The sequence below is a fragment of the Lelliottia amnigena genome, from assembly GCF_019047465.1.
GTDB classification, from domain to species: Bacteria; Pseudomonadota; Gammaproteobacteria; order Enterobacterales; family Enterobacteriaceae; genus Enterobacter; species Enterobacter amnigenus.
Genome location: NZ_CP077236.1, coordinates 1,410,986 through 1,428,095 on the forward strand (window position 1 = coordinate 1,410,986; position 17,110 = coordinate 1,428,095).

At 53.7% G+C, this 17,110-nt stretch carries 16 protein-coding genes; 11 read left to right on the forward strand and 5 right to left on the reverse strand.

The features are described from left to right. Positions 1-37 precede the first annotated feature (37 nt). Positions 38-1,774: a DUF4153 domain-containing protein gene (locus tag I6L74_RS06765; protein WP_059180289.1), complete on the reverse strand. Its 1,737-nt coding sequence runs from the start codon at positions 1,772-1,774 to the stop codon at positions 38-40. A gap of 381 nt (positions 1,775-2,155) precedes the next feature. Here I6L74_RS06765 and pckA point away from each other — a divergent pair, with 381 nt between their 5' ends. From pckA to nadS, 3 genes are all read left to right on the forward strand, one after another. Continuing rightward, positions 2,156-3,775, forward strand: a complete 1,620-nt coding sequence (gene pckA, locus I6L74_RS06770; protein WP_059180290.1) for a phosphoenolpyruvate carboxykinase (ATP) — start codon at positions 2,156-2,158, stop codon at positions 3,773-3,775. Between the two features lie 124 nt (positions 3,776-3,899). Beyond that, the gene (locus tag I6L74_RS06775; protein ID WP_059180291.1) at positions 3,900-4,217 is read left to right on the forward strand and encodes a type II toxin-antitoxin system RelE/ParE family toxin; all 318 of its coding nucleotides are present in this window, start codon (positions 3,900-3,902) and stop codon (positions 4,215-4,217) included. 71 nt (positions 4,218-4,288) lie between these two features. After that, positions 4,289-4,585, forward strand: a complete 297-nt coding sequence (nadS, locus tag I6L74_RS06780; RefSeq protein ID WP_059180292.1) for a NadS family protein — start codon at positions 4,289-4,291, stop codon at positions 4,583-4,585. A 43-nt stretch (positions 4,586-4,628) separates the two neighbouring features. On the opposite strand, the gene envZ is transcribed toward nadS, so the two are convergent. Both envZ and ompR read right to left on the reverse strand, forming a co-directional pair. Then, on the reverse strand, positions 4,629-5,972 hold the full coding sequence (envZ, locus tag I6L74_RS06785) for a two-component system sensor histidine kinase EnvZ (protein WP_059180293.1): 1,344 nt from the start codon (positions 5,970-5,972) through the stop codon (positions 4,629-4,631). Beyond that, positions 5,969-6,688, reverse strand: coding sequence for an osmolarity response regulator transcription factor OmpR (gene ompR / locus I6L74_RS06790; RefSeq protein ID WP_001157751.1), 720 nt, complete (start codon positions 6,686-6,688; stop codon positions 5,969-5,971). The genes envZ and ompR overlap by 4 nt, the downstream gene beginning before the upstream one ends. A 231-nt stretch (positions 6,689-6,919) precedes the next feature. Here ompR and greB point away from each other — a divergent pair, with 231 nt between their 5' ends. The 5 genes from greB to feoC all read left to right on the forward strand — a co-directional run bounded on the left by greB (position 6,920) and on the right by feoC (position 12,908). After that, on the forward strand, positions 6,920-7,393 hold the full coding sequence (gene greB, locus I6L74_RS06795; protein ID WP_015960779.1) for a transcription elongation factor GreB: 474 nt from the start codon (positions 6,920-6,922) through the stop codon (positions 7,391-7,393). 87 nt (positions 7,394-7,480) lie between these two features. Further along, complete coding sequence (locus tag I6L74_RS06800) at positions 7,481-9,811, forward strand: Tex family protein (protein WP_059180294.1); 2,331 nt, start codon at positions 7,481-7,483, stop codon at positions 9,809-9,811. Between the two features lie 274 nt (positions 9,812-10,085). After that, on the forward strand, positions 10,086-10,313 hold the full coding sequence (feoA, locus tag I6L74_RS06805; RefSeq protein WP_015960781.1) for a ferrous iron transporter A: 228 nt from the start codon (positions 10,086-10,088) through the stop codon (positions 10,311-10,313). Positions 10,314-10,343: 30 nt separating this feature from the next. Continuing rightward, positions 10,344-12,662: a Fe(2+) transporter permease subunit FeoB gene (feoB, locus tag I6L74_RS06810; protein WP_059180295.1), complete on the forward strand. Its 2,319-nt coding sequence runs from the start codon at positions 10,344-10,346 to the stop codon at positions 12,660-12,662. Between the two features lie 9 nt (positions 12,663-12,671). Continuing rightward, positions 12,672-12,908 carry a [Fe-S]-dependent transcriptional repressor FeoC gene (gene feoC, locus I6L74_RS06815; RefSeq protein WP_059180296.1) on the forward strand — a complete coding sequence of 79 codons (237 nt, stop codon included), beginning with the start codon at positions 12,672-12,674 and terminating at the stop codon, positions 12,906-12,908. A gap of 40 nt (positions 12,909-12,948) precedes the next feature. Here feoC and I6L74_RS06820 read toward each other — a convergent pair whose 3' ends face one another. Both I6L74_RS06820 and bioH read right to left on the reverse strand, forming a co-directional pair. Then, on the reverse strand, positions 12,949-13,218 hold the full coding sequence (locus tag I6L74_RS06820) for a YdgH/BhsA/McbA-like domain containing protein (protein ID WP_015960784.1): 270 nt from the start codon (positions 13,216-13,218) through the stop codon (positions 12,949-12,951). A gap of 108 nt (positions 13,219-13,326) precedes the next feature. Then, positions 13,327-14,100, reverse strand: a complete 774-nt coding sequence (gene bioH / locus I6L74_RS06825; RefSeq protein ID WP_059180297.1) for a pimeloyl-ACP methyl ester esterase BioH — start codon at positions 14,098-14,100, stop codon at positions 13,327-13,329. A gap of 36 nt (positions 14,101-14,136) precedes the next feature. Here bioH and gntX point away from each other — a divergent pair, with 36 nt between their 5' ends. From gntX to gntT, 3 genes are all read left to right on the forward strand, one after another. Further along, positions 14,137-14,820, forward strand: a complete 684-nt coding sequence (gntX, locus tag I6L74_RS06830; RefSeq protein ID WP_059180298.1) for a DNA utilization protein GntX — start codon at positions 14,137-14,139, stop codon at positions 14,818-14,820. A gap of 61 nt (positions 14,821-14,881) precedes the next feature. Next, positions 14,882-15,457: a Fe-S biogenesis protein NfuA gene (gene nfuA, locus I6L74_RS06835; RefSeq protein ID WP_059180299.1), complete on the forward strand. Its 576-nt coding sequence runs from the start codon at positions 14,882-14,884 to the stop codon at positions 15,455-15,457. A gap of 298 nt (positions 15,458-15,755) precedes the next feature. After that, entirely contained in the window at positions 15,756-17,072 is a 1,317-nt protein-coding gene (gntT, locus tag I6L74_RS06840) for a gluconate transporter (protein WP_015960788.1), read from the forward strand. Positions 17,073-17,110 lie beyond the last annotated feature (38 nt).

Sequence of the window (17,110 nt, forward strand, 5' to 3'; positions counted from 1 at the left end):
TTTGTCAGAACGGCTCCCAAGGGAGCCGTTCTTTTTGCTAATAATCGTAGTCCACCTTTACGCGTTCCCCGAAAATAGTGATATCCGCCCAAGGCTTAACCGCCGTACCCACCTTGCCTTGCTCAAGAGCACGATCAAATTCAGCCCGCGATAACGCTTCCGGCATTTTCCAGGACTCTCCCGCAAGAGCCCAGTTTTTACCGTGCCCGGTAAACACCAGAATCGCCCGATCAACGAACTGATACACAACCGCTTCCGGTTGACCGTCACCGTTCAGATCCTGTGATACTAGCAGACAAGCGCCATTTTCAGTCGTGCAGGTCTCGAAACGATATTTGTATTTCATCATCTCTTGCCATAGCCCGTTGTCCAGAGGCGGCGTTCCAGGCGCGCGTTGTATAACATTCGCCAGTATCGCCGCGGTCAATCCATCCGCTTTCCCTTTTTGTCCTGCCAGCAGCTGATTCACATCCCGCTGACGTTTCGCATCTGCCGTGAACTGCGGATCGTTTTGCAGCGCAACCAGCGCTTCGCGGCCCTTGCGCCCGGTTTGACTTAACATGTGAAGACTCACCTGATCGGCGGTGATCCTGCCGTCATGATAACGCGCCATATGACTCGCCACGCTGATGCGCCACGGATCGAGAATCGGTGTGTGAATCAGGATCAGACACGCCAGTGCGAGGAGTGCAACGGTCGGGGTGACGTAACGCTGTACCGACAGCGGATTGCGCCGCGGATTGATCACGCTGATGCAAAAACCGACCGCCCAAACCAGCGCCACGAGAGTGGTCAGCACCGCGTATAACCGCTCAGGCGTCCAGCCGTATTGCCCAATACGCAGCCACAAGGCCCACGTCGTCAGCAGGGGATAGACCGGCGCGACCAGTAACGCCACCCGAATAAGCCAGCGCAGTGGGAACGGATAAGGAAGCAGAACGCGCTGCGGACTCCAGACGACCGTTGCCAGTATCAGCAGCAACATGCTCAGGCTCAGCAGCAGCCCCGCCGCCGATGTTCGTGCAGAAATCGCTTCAAAGCCCACAAACGGCAGCACGGCGATAAAGAGCAGCGAGAGAAGTGCCACCAGCGGCAGCAGGCCGGTGGCAATCAGGGTTAAGAGATTTTGCAGCGCCTGAATTAACCGCAGCTGCATTCGAGCGAGAATGGCCGCGCAGGCCGAAACAGTGCCAATCGCAATCGCGATAAACCAGTCGGTATCAAAAAAGAGCATTTCAAAGAAGCGGATCCCGACGAGCTTGAACAACTCCGCCCACAAAAACAGCACCAGCCAGAACAGTCCGTTAGAGAGGAAAATGAGCGCCAGCGTCAAAGCGTTATGCCAGCTTCTGTTATGAAAATCGGTGTAGAAATCATTCCCGGAAGCCGGGTGAAGCTTTCGCTGCAACCATGGCAGCATCAGAAAACTCATCAGCAGAAGGTTAAAGCTAAAGAAAATCAGTGCATCTCTGATATCCCACCGCTCAAGGCCGTAAAGAGTCCATTTGAGCCATGCGCCCATGCCAGCAACCGCCAGTACAATCACGGTAAGTGCCAGCCATAACGTACGCTGTTTGAAAGAGGTGACCGACAGTGCGAGCGTAGTCGATAGCACCACGGTGGCTGGCACAACGCACACCAGCCAAAAACTGTCGGCGGGAAGATCGGCGTAAGCGATGTACCACGTCACTAAATAACAGATAAAGCCCTGTATCGCCCCGACAAGAACGATGCCTGCCCGCGTTGCAGGAGATAAGCCTTCACTATTTTCCATTTCACAGTCCCTGATTGTTATCGCACTTTACGCTTTCATCATAATCTCGCGAACGGCTCACGACACCCTTCGTTTCCAGCCTTGTTGACAGAGACGTGAATCGATTATCAGCATGTAACTCTTACGTAACTTTCTTACATGTATGCGATTACATTCACATTACTCTGGTTAAATACACCAGCGTTTAACCTTTTAGGAACATTTTCCACAACTAAAATTCGATTCCTGCGATAATCCGCCCTGCTTCGTGACAGGAGTCACAGCGTTTTCCGTTAGTAAGGGTTTTCTCTCAATACGTAAATCTATGAGCCCCGTCGCGGTCAACAACCTCAGAAAAACCCTACAATTTTAGGCAGTACAAATTGGCTAAGGAGCAGTGATATGCGTGTTAACGATTTAACCCCGCAAGATCTCAAGGCTTATGGTATTAACGACGTCCAGGAACTCGTTTACAACCCCGATTACGATACGCTGTATCAGGAAGAGCTCAATCCAGCACTGGAAGGATACGAGCGAGGTGTGTTGACGAAAACTGGTGCTATCGCCGTGGACACGGGTATTTTTACCGGCCGTTCGCCAAAAGATAAGTATATCGTCCGTGACGACACTACCCGCGATACGCTGTGGTGGGCAGATAAAGGAAAAGGGAAGAACGACAACAAACCGCTCTCCCAGGAAACCTGGCAGCACCTGAAAGGTCTCGTCACTCATCAACTCTCCGGCAAGCGCCTGTTTATTATCGACGCCTTCTGTGGCGCGAATGCCGACACCCGCCTTTCCGTTCGCTTTATCACTGAAGTTGCCTGGCAGGCACATTTCGTGAAGAACATGTTTATTCGCCCAACCGATGAAGAATTACAGGATTTCGAGCCTGATTTCATCGTGATGAACGGCGCGAAATGCACGAACCCACAGTGGAAAGAGCAGGGTCTGAATTCAGAAAACTTTATCGCGTTCAACCTGACGGAGCGCATCCAGCTGATTGGCGGCACCTGGTACGGTGGCGAAATGAAGAAAGGGATGTTCTCGGTCATGAACTACCTGCTGCCGCTACAGGGTATTGCCTCCATGCACTGTTCGGCGAACGTCGGCGAAGAGGGGGACGTGGCGGTGTTCTTTGGCCTGTCCGGCACCGGCAAAACCACCCTTTCCACCGATCCGAAACGTCGCCTGATTGGCGATGACGAGCACGGTTGGGATGATGACGGCGTGTTCAACTTTGAAGGCGGCTGCTACGCGAAAACCATTCGCCTGTCTGCCGAGGCCGAGCCGGACATCTTCCACGCCATCCGTCGTGATGCGCTGCTGGAAAACGTCACCGTGCTTGCTGATGGCACGGTCGATTTCGATGATGCCTCTAAAACGGAAAACACCCGCGTCTCTTATCCGATCTATCATATCGATAATATCGTGAAGCCGGTGTCAAAAGCGGGTCACGCGTCGAAGGTGATTTTCCTGACTGCCGACGCCTTTGGCGTTCTGCCGCCGGTGTCTCGCCTGACGGCAAGCCAGACGCAGTATCATTTCCTGTCCGGTTTTACCGCGAAACTGGCGGGCACCGAGCGTGGCGTCACAGAGCCCACACCAACCTTCTCTGCCTGCTTTGGCGCAGCGTTCCTGTCGCTGCACCCGACGCAGTACGCAGAAGTGCTGGTGAAACGCATGCAGGCGGCGGGCGCGCAGGCTTATCTGGTGAATACCGGCTGGAACGGGACGGGTAAACGTATTTCGATTAAGGATACGCGCGCCATTATCGACGCCATTATTGATGGTTCACTGGATGATGCGGAAACGTTCACTCTGCCAATGTTTGATCTGGCGATCCCGACGGCGCTGCCTGGCGTGGATACGCATATCCTCGACCCACGCAACACCTATGGTTCGCCTGAACAGTGGCAAGAGAAGGCCGAAGCGCTGGCGAAGCTGTTTATTGAGAACTTTGAGAAGTACACCGATACGCCAGCAGGTGCGGCGTTGGTGAGTGCAGGACCGAAGCTTTAATCCCACAGAACAATAGTAGCCTTTACTTTTCTGGGTAAAGGCTATTTTTTGTTCACCAGACACTTCCAATATGTACCTAGTACACCTACAATCTCACTTAACATCAATGTGCGCAGGAAGCGTCATGTTCACATTTATTGAACTACAAGGATTTAGTAAACGGCGGAAATTGCTGCTCCCTGACGATGAGCTCAGAGCTTTTCAGGAGGTGCTCATCGACGATCCTGAGGTCGGGGAAATCATTGCAGGGACCGGAGGGTTTAGAAAAATCCGCTGGAGCCGTTCAGGTATGGGAAAGCGTGGCGGCGTCAGAATCATTTATTATAACGTCAGTCGTAAAGGACGAATTTACCTGGCATTGATTTATCCAAAAAATGAACAGGATGATCTTACCGACGAGCAGAAAAAAGTTCTGAAGCAGTTATCCGATATGCTGGTATAACGCTGAAGTTCTGTAACTCCCACCATGGAAACAGTCCGGGTGCGGCGTCGACAAAGGGCGATGAGATACAGATGAAAGATGAATTATTTGCCGATCTGCTGGCCAGTGCAGAAGAGATGGTACGTATCGAAAAAGGCGAAGAAACACCTAAGCCAGAATGCGTGCACACATTCAGTGAAATCGATGTAAAGGCTATTCGGGAAGCGACGGGATTGCGTCAGCAAGATTTTGCCGTGGCCGTGGGGGTCAGTTATGACCTGGTAAAAAGCTGGGAAACGAAGAGACGCCAGCCAACAGGTGCGCCAAGAAAAATCCTTTTACTGCTTCAGTCTAATCCTTTTATCATCAACCAGTTAAAAGTCATTTAACCAAAAACAAGAGAGAGGCATATTGCCTCTCTCTTGTTACGTATCAATCCTTGCTTTGGATACGCGATACCGGCACCGGCAACCAGGCGCGAATACTCAAACCGCCCCGCTCGCTGGTACCAATCTCAAGCAAACCGTTATGGTTATCGATAATACGCTGCACAATCGCCAGACCTAAACCGGTCCCGCTGGTGCTGCGCGCACTGTCACCACGCACAAACGGCTGGAAGAGATGCTTACGTTGCTCGGGTTTAATCCCCGGGCCGTCATCATCCACCTGGAACCAGGCGCGATTCAGCTCAGAACCACTGCTGACTTTTATCCAGCCGTTGCCGTAACGCGCTGCGTTCACCACCATATTCGCCACCGCGCGTTTGATGGATAACGGATGCATGCGCACCTGAATTTCGCCAGGCTGCAGATCGGTGTCGATTTCACGCTCATAGCCGCTTTCCGCTGCCACCACTTCACCCAGCACGCCGTTGAGATCCGCCATTTCCATTGGCATTTCCTGGCCGGTGCGCAGGTAATCGATAAACTGCTCGATGATGGCGTTACACTCTTCGATGTCCTTGTTAATGGACTCCGCGAGATAACCGTCTTCTTCGCCCATCATTTCAGTCGCCAGACGAATTCGCGTTAACGGCGTGCGCAGATCGTGACTCACGCCAGCCATTAATAACGTACGGTCATCCGCCAGCTGTTTAACACCCGCCGCCATATGGTTAAACGCGCGCGTCACAGAACGGACTTCCGATGCGCCATACTCGCGCAGCGGTGGCGGAATAATACCTTTACCAACCTGCAACGCGGCATGTTCGAGATCGACAAGCGGTCGGTTTTGTATTCGGATAAACAGCCACGCGCCGCCTATCGCCATCAGCATAATCGCCAGCGTGTAGCGGAAGAGCGGTGAGAAATCGCCCTGATGAATTTCGGTGAGCGGCACACGCACCCAGATATTGGGCGACAGCCAGGTTTTCAGCCAGACGACCGGCGAGCTTTTGTTGACCTCAACGCGCACTTCCGTTGGGCCGCCCAGCTGCTGCGCCATCTGCTGGCTTAAAAATTCGTAATGTTGCGCCCAGCGAAGACCTGCGTCTTCCGCTGCCTCGTTAGAGTACAGCGAAATCCCCAGCTCGCGGTAAATCTCACGGCGAAACGCAGGTGGAACGACCAACTGCGTGCCGTCCTCCAGCTGCAGTTTATCGGTCATCAGCATACGCACTTCGTAGGCCAGGACCTTATTAAACTGCTGGAGGCTTGGCAGAATCGCAAAGTTCAGCACCACCAGATAGGTTGTCACCAGGCTGACGAACAGCAAGGTGACAATCAATAGCAGCGTGCGGGCAAACGAACTTCGCGGTGAGAAGCGCATTCGCCTCATGCTTTAGAACCGTCCGGCACAAAGACGTAGCCCAGACCCCAAACGGTCTGAATATAACGAGGATGCGCTGGATCTTCTTCCACCATGCGGCGCAGGCGAGAAATTTGCACGTCGATGGAGCGTTCCATGGCGGAATATTCGCGACCACGCGCCAGGTTCATCAGCTTGTCACGAGAAAGCGGTTCACGCGGGTGGCTGACCAGCGCTTTGAGGACGGCGAATTCTCCGCTTGTCAGCGGCATAGGCTCATCTTCGCGGAACATTTCGCGCGTACCGAGATTCAGCTTGAACTTACCGAACGCAATCACGGCCTCTTCCTGAGACGGCGCGCCTGGCAATTCGTTAGCCTGACGACGCAGCACCGCGCGAATACGCGCCAGCAGTTCACGCGGGTTGAACGGTTTTGGAATGTAATCGTCAGCGCCAATTTCGAGGCCCACGATACGGTCAACCTCTTCCCCTTTCGCCGTCACCATAATGATCGGCATCGGGTTGCTTTGACTGCGCAGACGACGGCAAATCGACAGACCATCTTCACCTGGCAGCATCAGATCGAGCACCATCAGATGGAACGATTCACGGGTCAGCAGGCGATCCATTTGCTCGGCGTTCGCCACGCTACGAACCTGGAAGCCCTGCTCGGTCAGATAACGTTCAAGCAGCGCACGCAGGCGCATGTCGTCATCCACGACCAGAATCTTATAATTCTCTTGCATATGTGTACTCCCAAAGGTCCGGATAGTATTCCAGTACGTATTCTAAAAAAGTGCGCGTTTACCACCAGCTAATTCTGGTATAAATTCTAGTCGAAATTGTTACAAAGCATATTTAACAGCAGCTTATCTGCACATTTCATCACATAAATCATCATGCGTCCTGTCTGTTAAGCTATGTGGTACGTAATGTGCGCATTGTTTGCAACCGAGTCGAGTCGTATAGGTCATACCATGAAAACGCCGCTGATCACCCGTGAAGGGTACGAAAAACTGAAAAAAGAGATGGATTACCTTTGGCGTGAAGAACGCCCGGAGGTGACCAAAAAGGTGACATGGGCGGCGAGCCTCGGCGATCGCAGTGAGAACGCTGACTACCAGTATAATAAGAAACGGCTGCGAGAAATCGACCGCCGGGTGCGTTATCTCACCAAATGCCTTGAGTACCTGCGGATCGTGGATTATTCCCCTCAGCAGGAAGGAAAAGTCTTCTTTGGTGCCTGGGTTGAAATCGAAAATGACGACGGCGATACCAAGCGTTTTCGCATTGTCGGCTACGATGAAATTTTTGGTCGTAAGGATTACATCTCTATCGACTCGCCGATGGCTCGCGCGCTGCTGAAAAAGGAAGTTGGTGATTTAGCGATAGTTCAAACGCCGTCGGGCGAAGCGAGCTGGTACGTGAACGAAATTGAGTACGTAAAATAGTCCGAGAGCGCCCTCCACGGCTGGCATTTTACCGTGTCAGTCCGTATAACTATCCCCCTAAATTTCGATCCTAAAGATGAAATAGCCATGATGAAAGATTCGCTCTGCCGCATTATTGCGGGTGATATTCAGGCCAGAGCCGAACAGGTAGAAGCTGCCGTTCGCCTGCTTGATGAAGGGAACACCGTGCCGTTTATCGCACGTTATCGTAAGGAAATCACCGGTGGTCTGGATGACACGCAGTTACGTAACCTGGAAACCCGTCTGGGCTACCTGCGTGAGCTGGAAGACCGTCGTCAGGCCATTCTCAAGTCCATTGGCGAACAGGGTAAGCTGACAGAGGCGCTGGCGGGTGCCATCAACGGTACGATGAGCAAAACCGAGCTTGAAGACCTCTATCTGCCGTATAAACCGAAACGTCGCACCCGTGGGCAGATCGCGATTGAAGCGGGTCTTGAGCCGCTGGCCGATCTGCTGTGGAACACGCCGTCGCACGATCCTGAAACGGAAGCCGCGAAATTCATCGACGCTGACAAAGGCGTCGCGGACACCAAAGCCGCCCTCGATGGCGCCCGTTATATTCTGATGGAGCGCTTCGCCGAAGACGCCGCTTTGCTGTCAAAAGTGCGTGATTATCTGTGGAAAAACGCGCACATCGTCGCGAAAGTGGTCAGTAGTAAAGAAGAGGAAGGTGCGAAATTCCGCGACTACTTCGATCATCACGAACCGATTTCTACCGCGCCATCGCACCGTGCGCTGGCAATGTTCCGTGGCCGTAACGAAGGCATCCTGCAGCTTTCTCTCAATGCCGATCCGCAGTTTGATGAGCCGCCGAAAGAGAGCTATTGCGAGCAGATCATCACCGACCATCTTGGCCTGCGCCTGAATAACGCGCCCGCTGATAGCTGGCGTAAAGGCGTGGTGAGCTGGACGTGGCGTATCAAAGTGCTGATGCACCTTGAAACCGAACTGATGGGCACCGTGCGCGAACGCGCTGAAGACGAAGCCATCAATGTCTTTGCCCGTAACCTGCATGACCTGCTGATGGCGGCTCCGGCGGGTCTGCGCGCCACGATGGGTCTCGATCCCGGCCTGCGCACCGGCGTGAAAGTAGCGGTCGTTGACGCCACCGGCAAGCTGGTCGCCACCGACACGATTTATCCGCACACCGGTCAGGCAGCAAAAGCCGCCGTGGCCGTGGCGGCGCTGTGCGAGAAACATAACGTCGAGCTGGTGGCGATTGGTAACGGCACGGCATCGCGTGAAACCGAACGCTTCTTCCTGGACGTACAGGAACAGTTCCCGAAAGTCACCGCACAGAAGGTGATCGTGAGCGAAGCGGGGGCATCGGTCTATTCCGCGTCCGAACTGGCTGCGCTGGAATTCCCGGATCTGGACGTTTCCCTTCGCGGCGCCGTCTCTATCGCCCGTCGTTTACAGGATCCGCTGGCCGAGCTGGTGAAGATCGATCCGAAATCTATTGGTGTGGGTCAGTACCAGCACGACGTCAGCCAGACCCAGCTGGCGCGTAAGCTGGATGCGGTAGTGGAAGACTGCGTGAACGCCGTTGGCGTGGATCTGAACACCGCGTCCGTCGCGCTGCTCACCCGCGTGGCTGGGTTGACGCGCATGATGGCGCAAAATATCGTCTCCTGGCGTGATGAAAACGGACAGTTCCGGAACCGTCAGCAGTTACTCAACGTCAGCCGTCTCGGGCCAAAAGCCTTTGAACAGTGCGCGGGTTTCCTGCGTATCAACCACGGCGATAACCCACTGGACGCCTCAACGGTTCACCCGGAAACGTATCCGGTGGTGGAACGCATTTTGGCCGTCACGCAGCAAGCGCTGAAAGATCTGATGGGCAACAGCGCGGAACTGCGCAACCTGAAAGCCGTCGATTTCACCGATGAGCGATTCGGTATCCCGACCGTTACTGACATCATCAAAGAGCTGGAAAAACCTGGCCGCGACCCGCGTCCTGAGTTTAAAACGGCGAAATTTGCTGAAGGTGTGGAGACGATGAAAGATCTGCTGCCTGGCATGATTCTGGAAGGCGCAGTCACTAACGTCACCAACTTTGGCGCATTTGTCGATATCGGCGTGCATCAGGACGGTCTGGTCCATATTTCTTCCCTGGCGGATAAGTTTGTTCAGGATCCGCATACCGTAGTGAAAGCGGGCGACATCGTGAAGGTGAAAGTGCTCGACGTGGATATGCCGCGTAAGCGTATCGCGCTGACAATGCGTCTGGATGAGCAGCCTGGCGAAACCAACGCACGCCGTGGCAACGGCGGTGGTGCACGCGAACAGGCGCGCCCGGCGGCAAAACCGGCGCAACCGCGCGGTCGCGACGCCCAGCCCGCAGGCAACAGCGCGATGATGGACGCGCTCGCTGCGGCGATGGGTAAAAAGCGTTAATTCTGCATCTCACCCTCCTCCTGAAAAGGCGGAGGGTTATTTATGCAATGTGGAACCGATTGCATATCCGTATTTAAACCGACAATTATCACTTCGTTAACAAATAAGTGATTTCCCTCTCACTTGCAAAATCATTAAATATTGAGCAAGGTCAAACTGTCCGCGAATTAATAGCCATAACAACATTACGTCACATTTTAAATATTGCTGGTAGAAACCATTCTCATTATCATTGCATCTGTTGATTATTTAACCTTCGGTGAAAGTGGTGTCTATGCAATTCACACCAGACAGTGCCTGGAAAATTACCGGTTTTTCCCGCGAAATTAGCCCGGCGTATCGTCAGAAACTGCTGTCATTAGGCATGTTGCCTGGCTCGTCCTTCCAGGTCGTTCGCATTGCGCCGTTGGGCGATCCAGTTCATATCGAAACCCGACGCGTTAATCTGGTCCTGCGCAAAAAAGACCTCGCCTTATTAGAAGTCGAAGCCTTAACCCGATAAATCGCCAGTCGTTATTCCGAGTCTACAACAATGAAAAAATTAACCATTGGCTTAATTGGTAATCCTAATTCCGGCAAGACAACGTTATTCAATCAGTTAACCGGCGCACGTCAGCGCGTGGGAAACTGGGCTGGCGTAACGGTCGAACGTAAAGAAGGTCATTTTTCAACGACCGACAATCTCGTCACGCTCGTTGATCTGCCCGGGACCTATTCGTTAACCACGATTTCGTCGCAGACCTCGCTCGATGAGCAAATTGCCTGCCACTATATTTTGAGTGGTGATGCGGATTTACTGATTAACGTCGTCGATGCGTCCAATCTCGAACGTAACCTTTACCTGACGCTGCAATTGCTCGAGTTGGGCATTCCGTGCATCGTTGCGCTAAACATGCTCGACCTGGCAGAAAAACAGCAAATTCGCATCGACATCGACGCGCTTTCCGCTCGCCTTGGCTGCCCGGTTGTACCTCTGGTGTCGACCCGCGCACGGGGTATTGATGCCTTAAAGCTGGCCGTCGATCGTCACTCGCAAAATACCGATCTCGAGCTGGTGCATTACGCCAAACCGCTGCTGCAAGAAGCCGATCATCTGGCGCAGGAAATGGCGCAGACGATGCCGCAAAAACAGCGCCGCTGGCTCGGTCTGCAAATGCTGGAAGGCGATATTTATAGCCGTCGCTATGCAGGCGATGCCGCGCAGAAGCTGGATCTTTCCCTCGCACGACTCAATGAACAACTCGACGATCCGGCGCTGCATATCGCCGATGCGCGCTATCAAAGTATTGCCGCCATTTGCGAAGTGGTCAGTAACACGCTGACGGCGGAACACAGCCGTTTCACCGCAGCTGTCGATAGAATTATTCTGAACCGTTTTCTCGGCCTGCCGGTATTCCTGCTGGTGATGTATTTGATGTTCCTGCTGGCCATTAACATTGGTGGGGCGTTACAACCGCTGTTTGATGTGGGGTCGGTGGCTATCTTTATTCACGGGCTGCAATGGGTTGGCTACACGCTGCACTTCCCGGAATGGTTGACCATTTTCCTGGCTCAGGGGATTGGCGGCGGGGTTAACACCGTACTGCCGTTAGTACCGCAAATTGGCATGATGTATCTGTTCCTCTCTTTCCTTGAGGATTCAGGTTATATGGCCCGCGCGGCATTCGTCATGGATCGTCTGATGCAAGCGCTCGGTTTACCGGGTAAATCCTTCGTTCCGCTGATTGTTGGATTTGGCTGTAACGTGCCGTCGGTGATGGGCGCGCGTACGCTGGATGCGCCTCGCGAGCGCTTGATGACCATCATGATGGCACCGTTTATGTCTTGCGGTGCGCGCCTGGCCATTTTTGCCGTATTTGCTGCGGCCTTCTTCGGCCAGCAAGGCGCGCTGGCGGTCTTCTCGCTGTATATACTCGGCATCGTGATGGCAATTCTCACGGGTCTGATGCTCAAACACACCATCATGCGCGGCGAAGCGTCACCCTTTGTGATGGAACTGCCGGTTTATCACGTTCCGCACGTGAAAAGCCTGCTGATCCAAACCTGGCAGCGTCTGAAAGGCTTTGTTTTACGTGCAGGTAAAGTGATCGTGATTGTCAGCATTTTCCTGAGTGCGTTGAACAGCTTTACGCTCGATGGCAAAGCCGCAGATAACATCAACGACTCTGCCCTGGCCTCCGTCAGCCGTGTCATTACTCCGCTGTTCAAACCGATTGGCGTCCACGAAGACAACTGGCAAGCGACCGTGGGGCTATTCACCGGCGCGATGGCGAAAGAGGTGGTCGTCGGTACGCTGAACACGCTCTACACGGCAGAAAATATTCAGGAAGAAGCGTTCAACCCAGCGGAATTCCATCTCGGCGATGAGCTGTTCGGGGCGGTCGATGAAACCTGGCAGAGTCTGAAAGGCACCTTCAGCCTGAGCGTCCTGGCTAACCCTATCGAAGCCAGCAAAGGCGATGGCGAGATGGCAACAGGCGCGATGGGCGTGATGAGCGAGAAATTTGGCAGCGCGTCAGCGGCTTACAGCTACCTGATTTTTGTGTTGCTCTACATCCCCTGCATTTCCGTGATGGGTGCGATAGCGCGCGAATCCAGCCGCGGTTGGATGGGCTTCTCGGTTCTGTGGGGGCTGAATATTGCCTATTCACTCTCTACCGTTTTCTATCAGGCGACCAATTTCAGCCAGCACCCACGCTACAGTCTGGTGTGCATTCTGGCGGTAGTGCTGTTTAACGTTGTTCTGCTTGGCCTGCTGCGTCGGGCGCGAAGCCGCGTCGACGTTAACCTGCTGGTCACCAACAAGACGGCAGCAAATTGTTGTAACAGCCCGGCTGGCGACTGCCACTAAGAGGTCAACATGGCATCTATGATTCAGGTGAGAGATTTACTGGCGCTGCAGGGACGCATGGAGGCAAAACAGCTCAGCCTCTCTTTGCACACGCCACAACCGTTGATCGAGGCCATGCTCGAAAGAATGGAAGCGATGGGGAAAGCTCGACGCATTCAAGAAGATGCCGACGGTTGTCTCACGGGGAGTTGCAAGCGTTGCCCGGAAGGAAAGGCCTGTCTGAAGGAGTGGTGGGCATTACGATAAACAGACACGCCGGAGGCATTTCGCCTCCGGCGTGTAGTCATTATTTATAAACGTCAGCTGTGGCGTGAACAGATTTTTCGTTCTTATTCGCGCTGGTAATCACATAGTAAGTGCCACCCAGCTCATCAGCCTTTTTCGACAGCTCTTTTTTCGCATCCATCGGAGCCGTGGTATCCGACGTCGTGATATCACCGATCTTCGTCAAATTCATGCCAGCCACTTTATCTTTCTCCAGCTCTTGCGCTGCGAATACACTGAAAGACAAAGACCCAATAACCAGAGAGGCAACAATACCGGAAACAAGCTTCATAGCGATCACTCCCATAAATTGTAGTTTTGATTATCGTCGGCTGAATCGCCGCAACGACATTTGAAGTATTGTTGCGGCGAGTGACTTTTGCCAGGATGAGAATAAAAATCAGTTGAAACGTTGACTTAACGCAACCAGCGCTGCGCAAAATTCATCGGGATGCGAAATAAACGGCGCATGCGCGGCTTTCGCTATCACCTGCGATTCACTTTGCGGCCACAGCGCATCCAGCAGCGGGACCACTTTGCGTGGAACCAGCCCATCAAGATAGCCATAGATCCGCAGATGCGGCACATCAAGCGTTGCCAGTTCCTCACGCAAATCGATCGTTTTCAGGATTTCAAGACCGCCGTTGAGTACGTCCACGTTGGGCATCGGCAATGCCAGCACCGTGCTTTTCAGCATCCGCGTATCCTGCCGCGCGGTTTCCGTTCCCAGCGTTTGCAACGCCAGAAAACGCTCCACCGTACGCTGAAAATCTTCGCTTAGCTGATGCTGGAAACCGGATAAAACGTCGGGCTTGATGCCCGGCCATCCCTCACGCGCGCTAAAGCACGGTGACGATGCGACGGTCACCAATGCCTGAACTCGCTCCGGGGAGTGTAATGCAATTTGGCTTGCCACCAGCCCGCCGAGACTCCAGCCGAGCCAAACGGCTTTTGGCGGCGCGTGTTGCAAAACCTGCTGCGCCATCTCATCAAGCGTCATGGCACCAAAACCACGGCTGCGCCCAAAGCCGGGCAGATCGACCAGATGCAGCGTGAAATGCGAGGCCAATTCCTCCTGAATGCAATGCCACACCTCGGCATTCAGTCCCCATCCGTGCAGCAGCACAAGATGACAATTTCCCGTGCCGACAGTCTGCCACCAAAGATTCTTCATCGGTTATGGTTCTCTTTTTTAACAAGGAAGTTGCTCATGCTAACAGTGCCTGGCTTGTGCTGGCTATGCCGAATGCCGCTCATGATGAGTCGGTGGGGCGTGTGTTCGGTCTGTACGCGATCGTTCAATACCCGTCGTCGATGCTGTCCGCAATGCGGTTTACCGGCGATGAGCCCAACGTTACCTTGTGGGAGATGCCTGCAAAATCCGCCGCCGTGGTGTGCTCTGGTGGCGGTCGATGATTATGTCCAGCCGCTGAGCGGCCTGATCCACAAACTGAAATTTACGGGTCAGAGCCAGCTGGCTTCACCCCTTGCCCGTCTGTTAGTGCTGGCGGTTTTACACGCCAGGCGGGTGCGGGCGTTGCCAAACGTCGATCTTATTATCAACGTACCGCTGCACTGCCGCCGCCACTGGCGTCGCGGGTATAATCAAAGCGATTTATTGTGCCGTCCGCTCGCACATTGGCTAAGCTGTGCTTACTTCTCTGGCGCGTTGAAACGCACGCGCGCAACGGCTGTCCAGCACCAGCTCAACGCCCGACTGCGTAAAAGAAACCTTAAAAATGCCTTTCACCTTGAATTGTCGGTGAAAGGTCGCCATATCGCGATTGTGGATGATGTCGTCACGACGGGCAGCACCGTGTCCGAACTTTCCCGACTGCTTTTGCAAAGCGGCGCGGCGTCGGTTCAGGTATGGTGTTTGTGTCGTACCTTGTAGCCCTTTTCCGATGGGCGTATAATAATACCCAAGTATTTTAGTCAACTATTAGGCCAAAGCTATGATCCGTATTTCCGATTCTGCACAAGCGCACTTTGCCAAACTGCTGGCAAATCAGGAAGAAGGGACGCAGATCCGCGTGTTTGTGATCAATCCAGGCACTCCGAATGCAGAATGCGGTGTTTCTTATTGTCCTCCGGACGCTGTGGAAGCATCTGACACTGCCCTTAAATTTGAACAACTCACCGCCTATGTCGATGAGTTAAGCGCACCGTATCTTGACGATGCGGAAATCGATTTTGTTACCGACCAGCTCGGTTCTCAGCTGACGCTGAAAGCACCTAACGCCAAAATGCGTAAAGTGTCTGACGATGCGCCGCTGATGGAACGTGTGGAATATCTGCTGCAATCGCAGATTAACCCGCAGCTGGCAGGCCACGGTGGTCGTGTGACGCTGATGGAAATCACCGATGACGGCTTAGCGATCCTGCAGTTTGGTGGCGGCTGTAACGGCTGTTCCATGGTCGACGTGACCCTCAAAGAAGGCATCGAGAAGCAGATGCTGAACGAGTTCCCGGAGCTGAAAGGCGTTCGCGACCTCACTGAACACCAGCGCGGCGAGCACTCCTACTACTAAGCTCCCGTCTGTCTCTGCCCGGCAACGTCCCTCCTGCCGGGCCGCATTTCCCCTTCCCGCGATAACATGACCTGCGTCTCATAATTCAAATTTTGCCCCCCAGGGTGATTCTCAATCGATAGATGTTACCCGTATCATTCCCCCAAGCACTAAGCACCCTCATAACAGCCGACTAAACTTAATGGTTTCGCAGGCAATCAGTATTAGTGCCGTAAACACTCTGTTCCCAGTTGGGGCAATCGGAAAGTGTCGTTGAAACAATGACGTTACCCATAACAAATCATAGGCCAGGTCAATCATGCCATTAGTTATCGTCGCTATCGGTGTTGTCTTATTACTGCTCTTGATGATCCGTTTCAAACTGAACGGGTTCATCGCTCTGGTTCTGGTGGCACTCGCAGTCGGTTTGATGCAAGGGATGCCGCTGGTAAAAGTTATTAGCTCAATCAAGGCCGGTGTGGGCGGAACGCTCGGCAGTCTGGCGCTGATTATGGGCTTCGGCGCCATGCTCGGCAAAATGCTGGCAGACTGTGGCGGCGCGCAGCGTATCGCCACCACGTTGATTGCCAAATTCGGTAAACAACACATCCAGTGGGCCGTGGTATTAACTGGCTTCACGGTTGGTTTTGCACTGTTCTACGAAGTGGGCTTCGTACTGATGCTGCCGCTGGTGTTTACCATCGCGGCCGCCGCTAACATTCCGCTGCTGTATGTTGGCGTGCCAATGGCGGCTGCGCTGTCTGTCACCCACGGCTTCCTGCCCCCGCACCCGGGTCCAACCGCAATCGCGACCATTTTCCACGCAGATATGGGCAAAACCCTGCTGTTCGGTACCATTCTGGCGATTCCAACGGTTATTCTGGCAGGACCGGTGTTTGCTCGCTGCCTGAAAGGCATCGACAAGCCGATTCCTGAAGGCCTGTACAGCGCAAAAACCTTCACAGAAGAAGAGATGCCAAGCTTTGGCGTCAGCGTCTGGACCTCGCTGGTCCCGGTCGTCCTGATGGCGATGCGTGCGGTTGCGGAGATGATTCTGCCGAAAGGCCATCCGTTCCTGTCCGTTGCGGAATTCCTGGGTGACCCGGTCATGGCGACGCTGATTGCGGTGCTGATCGCCCTGTTTACCTTTGGTCTGAATCGTGGCCGCAACATGGATCAGATCAACGAAACGCTGACCTCTTCCATCAAAATCATTGCCATGATGCTGCTGATCATCGGCGGTGGCGGTGCGTTCAAACAGGTTCTGGTCGACAGCGGCGTGGACAAATACATCGCCTCCATGATGCATTCCACCAATATTTCTCCGCTGCTGATGGCATGGTCTATTGCTGCGGTTCTGCGTATCGCGTTGGGTTCTGCGACCGTGGCGGCGATTACCGCTGGCGGTATTGCGGCTCCACTGATTGCGACAACCGGCGTGAGCCCAGAGCTGATGGTCATCGCAGTCGGTTCCGGTAGCGTGATTTTCTCCCACGTGAACGATCCTGGCTTCTGGCTGTTCAAGGAATACTTCAACCTGACTATCGGCGAGACCATCAAGTCCTGGTCTGTGCTGGAAACCATTATCTCGGTATGCGGCCTGATCGGGGTTCTGCTGCTGAACATGGTGATTTAAACGCAAAAAAGAACCCGCCAGTTGGCGGGTTCTTTGTT

Bases quoted from the DNA above. Each gene is read 5' to 3' on its own strand.
- I6L74_RS06765 (WP_059180289.1), bottom strand. From the start codon at position 1,774: ATGGAAAATAGTGAAGGCTTATCTCCTGCAACGCGGGCAGGCATCGTT.
- pckA (WP_059180290.1), top strand. From the start codon at position 2,156: ATGCGTGTTAACGATTTAACCCCGCAAGATCTCAAGGCTTATGGTATT.
- I6L74_RS06775 (WP_059180291.1), top strand. From the start codon at position 3,900: ATGTTCACATTTATTGAACTACAAGGATTTAGTAAACGGCGGAAATTG.
- nadS (WP_059180292.1), top strand. From the start codon at position 4,289: ATGAAAGATGAATTATTTGCCGATCTGCTGGCCAGTGCAGAAGAGATG.
- envZ (WP_059180293.1), bottom strand. From the start codon at position 5,972: ATGAGGCGAATGCGCTTCTCACCGCGAAGTTCGTTTGCCCGCACGCTG.
- ompR (WP_001157751.1), bottom strand. From the start codon at position 6,688: ATGCAAGAGAATTATAAGATTCTGGTCGTGGATGACGACATGCGCCTG.
- greB (WP_015960779.1), top strand. From the start codon at position 6,920: ATGAAAACGCCGCTGATCACCCGTGAAGGGTACGAAAAACTGAAAAAA.
- I6L74_RS06800 (WP_059180294.1), top strand. From the start codon at position 7,481: ATGATGAAAGATTCGCTCTGCCGCATTATTGCGGGTGATATTCAGGCC.
- feoA (WP_015960781.1), top strand. From the start codon at position 10,086: ATGCAATTCACACCAGACAGTGCCTGGAAAATTACCGGTTTTTCCCGC.
- feoB (WP_059180295.1), top strand. From the start codon at position 10,344: ATGAAAAAATTAACCATTGGCTTAATTGGTAATCCTAATTCCGGCAAG.
- feoC (WP_059180296.1), top strand. From the start codon at position 12,672: ATGGCATCTATGATTCAGGTGAGAGATTTACTGGCGCTGCAGGGACGC.
- I6L74_RS06820 (WP_015960784.1), bottom strand. From the start codon at position 13,218: ATGAAGCTTGTTTCCGGTATTGTTGCCTCTCTGGTTATTGGGTCTTTG.
- bioH (WP_059180297.1), bottom strand. From the start codon at position 14,100: ATGAAGAATCTTTGGTGGCAGACTGTCGGCACGGGAAATTGTCATCTT.
- gntX (WP_059180298.1), top strand. From the start codon at position 14,137: ATGCTAACAGTGCCTGGCTTGTGCTGGCTATGCCGAATGCCGCTCATG.
- nfuA (WP_059180299.1), top strand. From the start codon at position 14,882: ATGATCCGTATTTCCGATTCTGCACAAGCGCACTTTGCCAAACTGCTG.
- gntT (WP_015960788.1), top strand. From the start codon at position 15,756: ATGCCATTAGTTATCGTCGCTATCGGTGTTGTCTTATTACTGCTCTTG.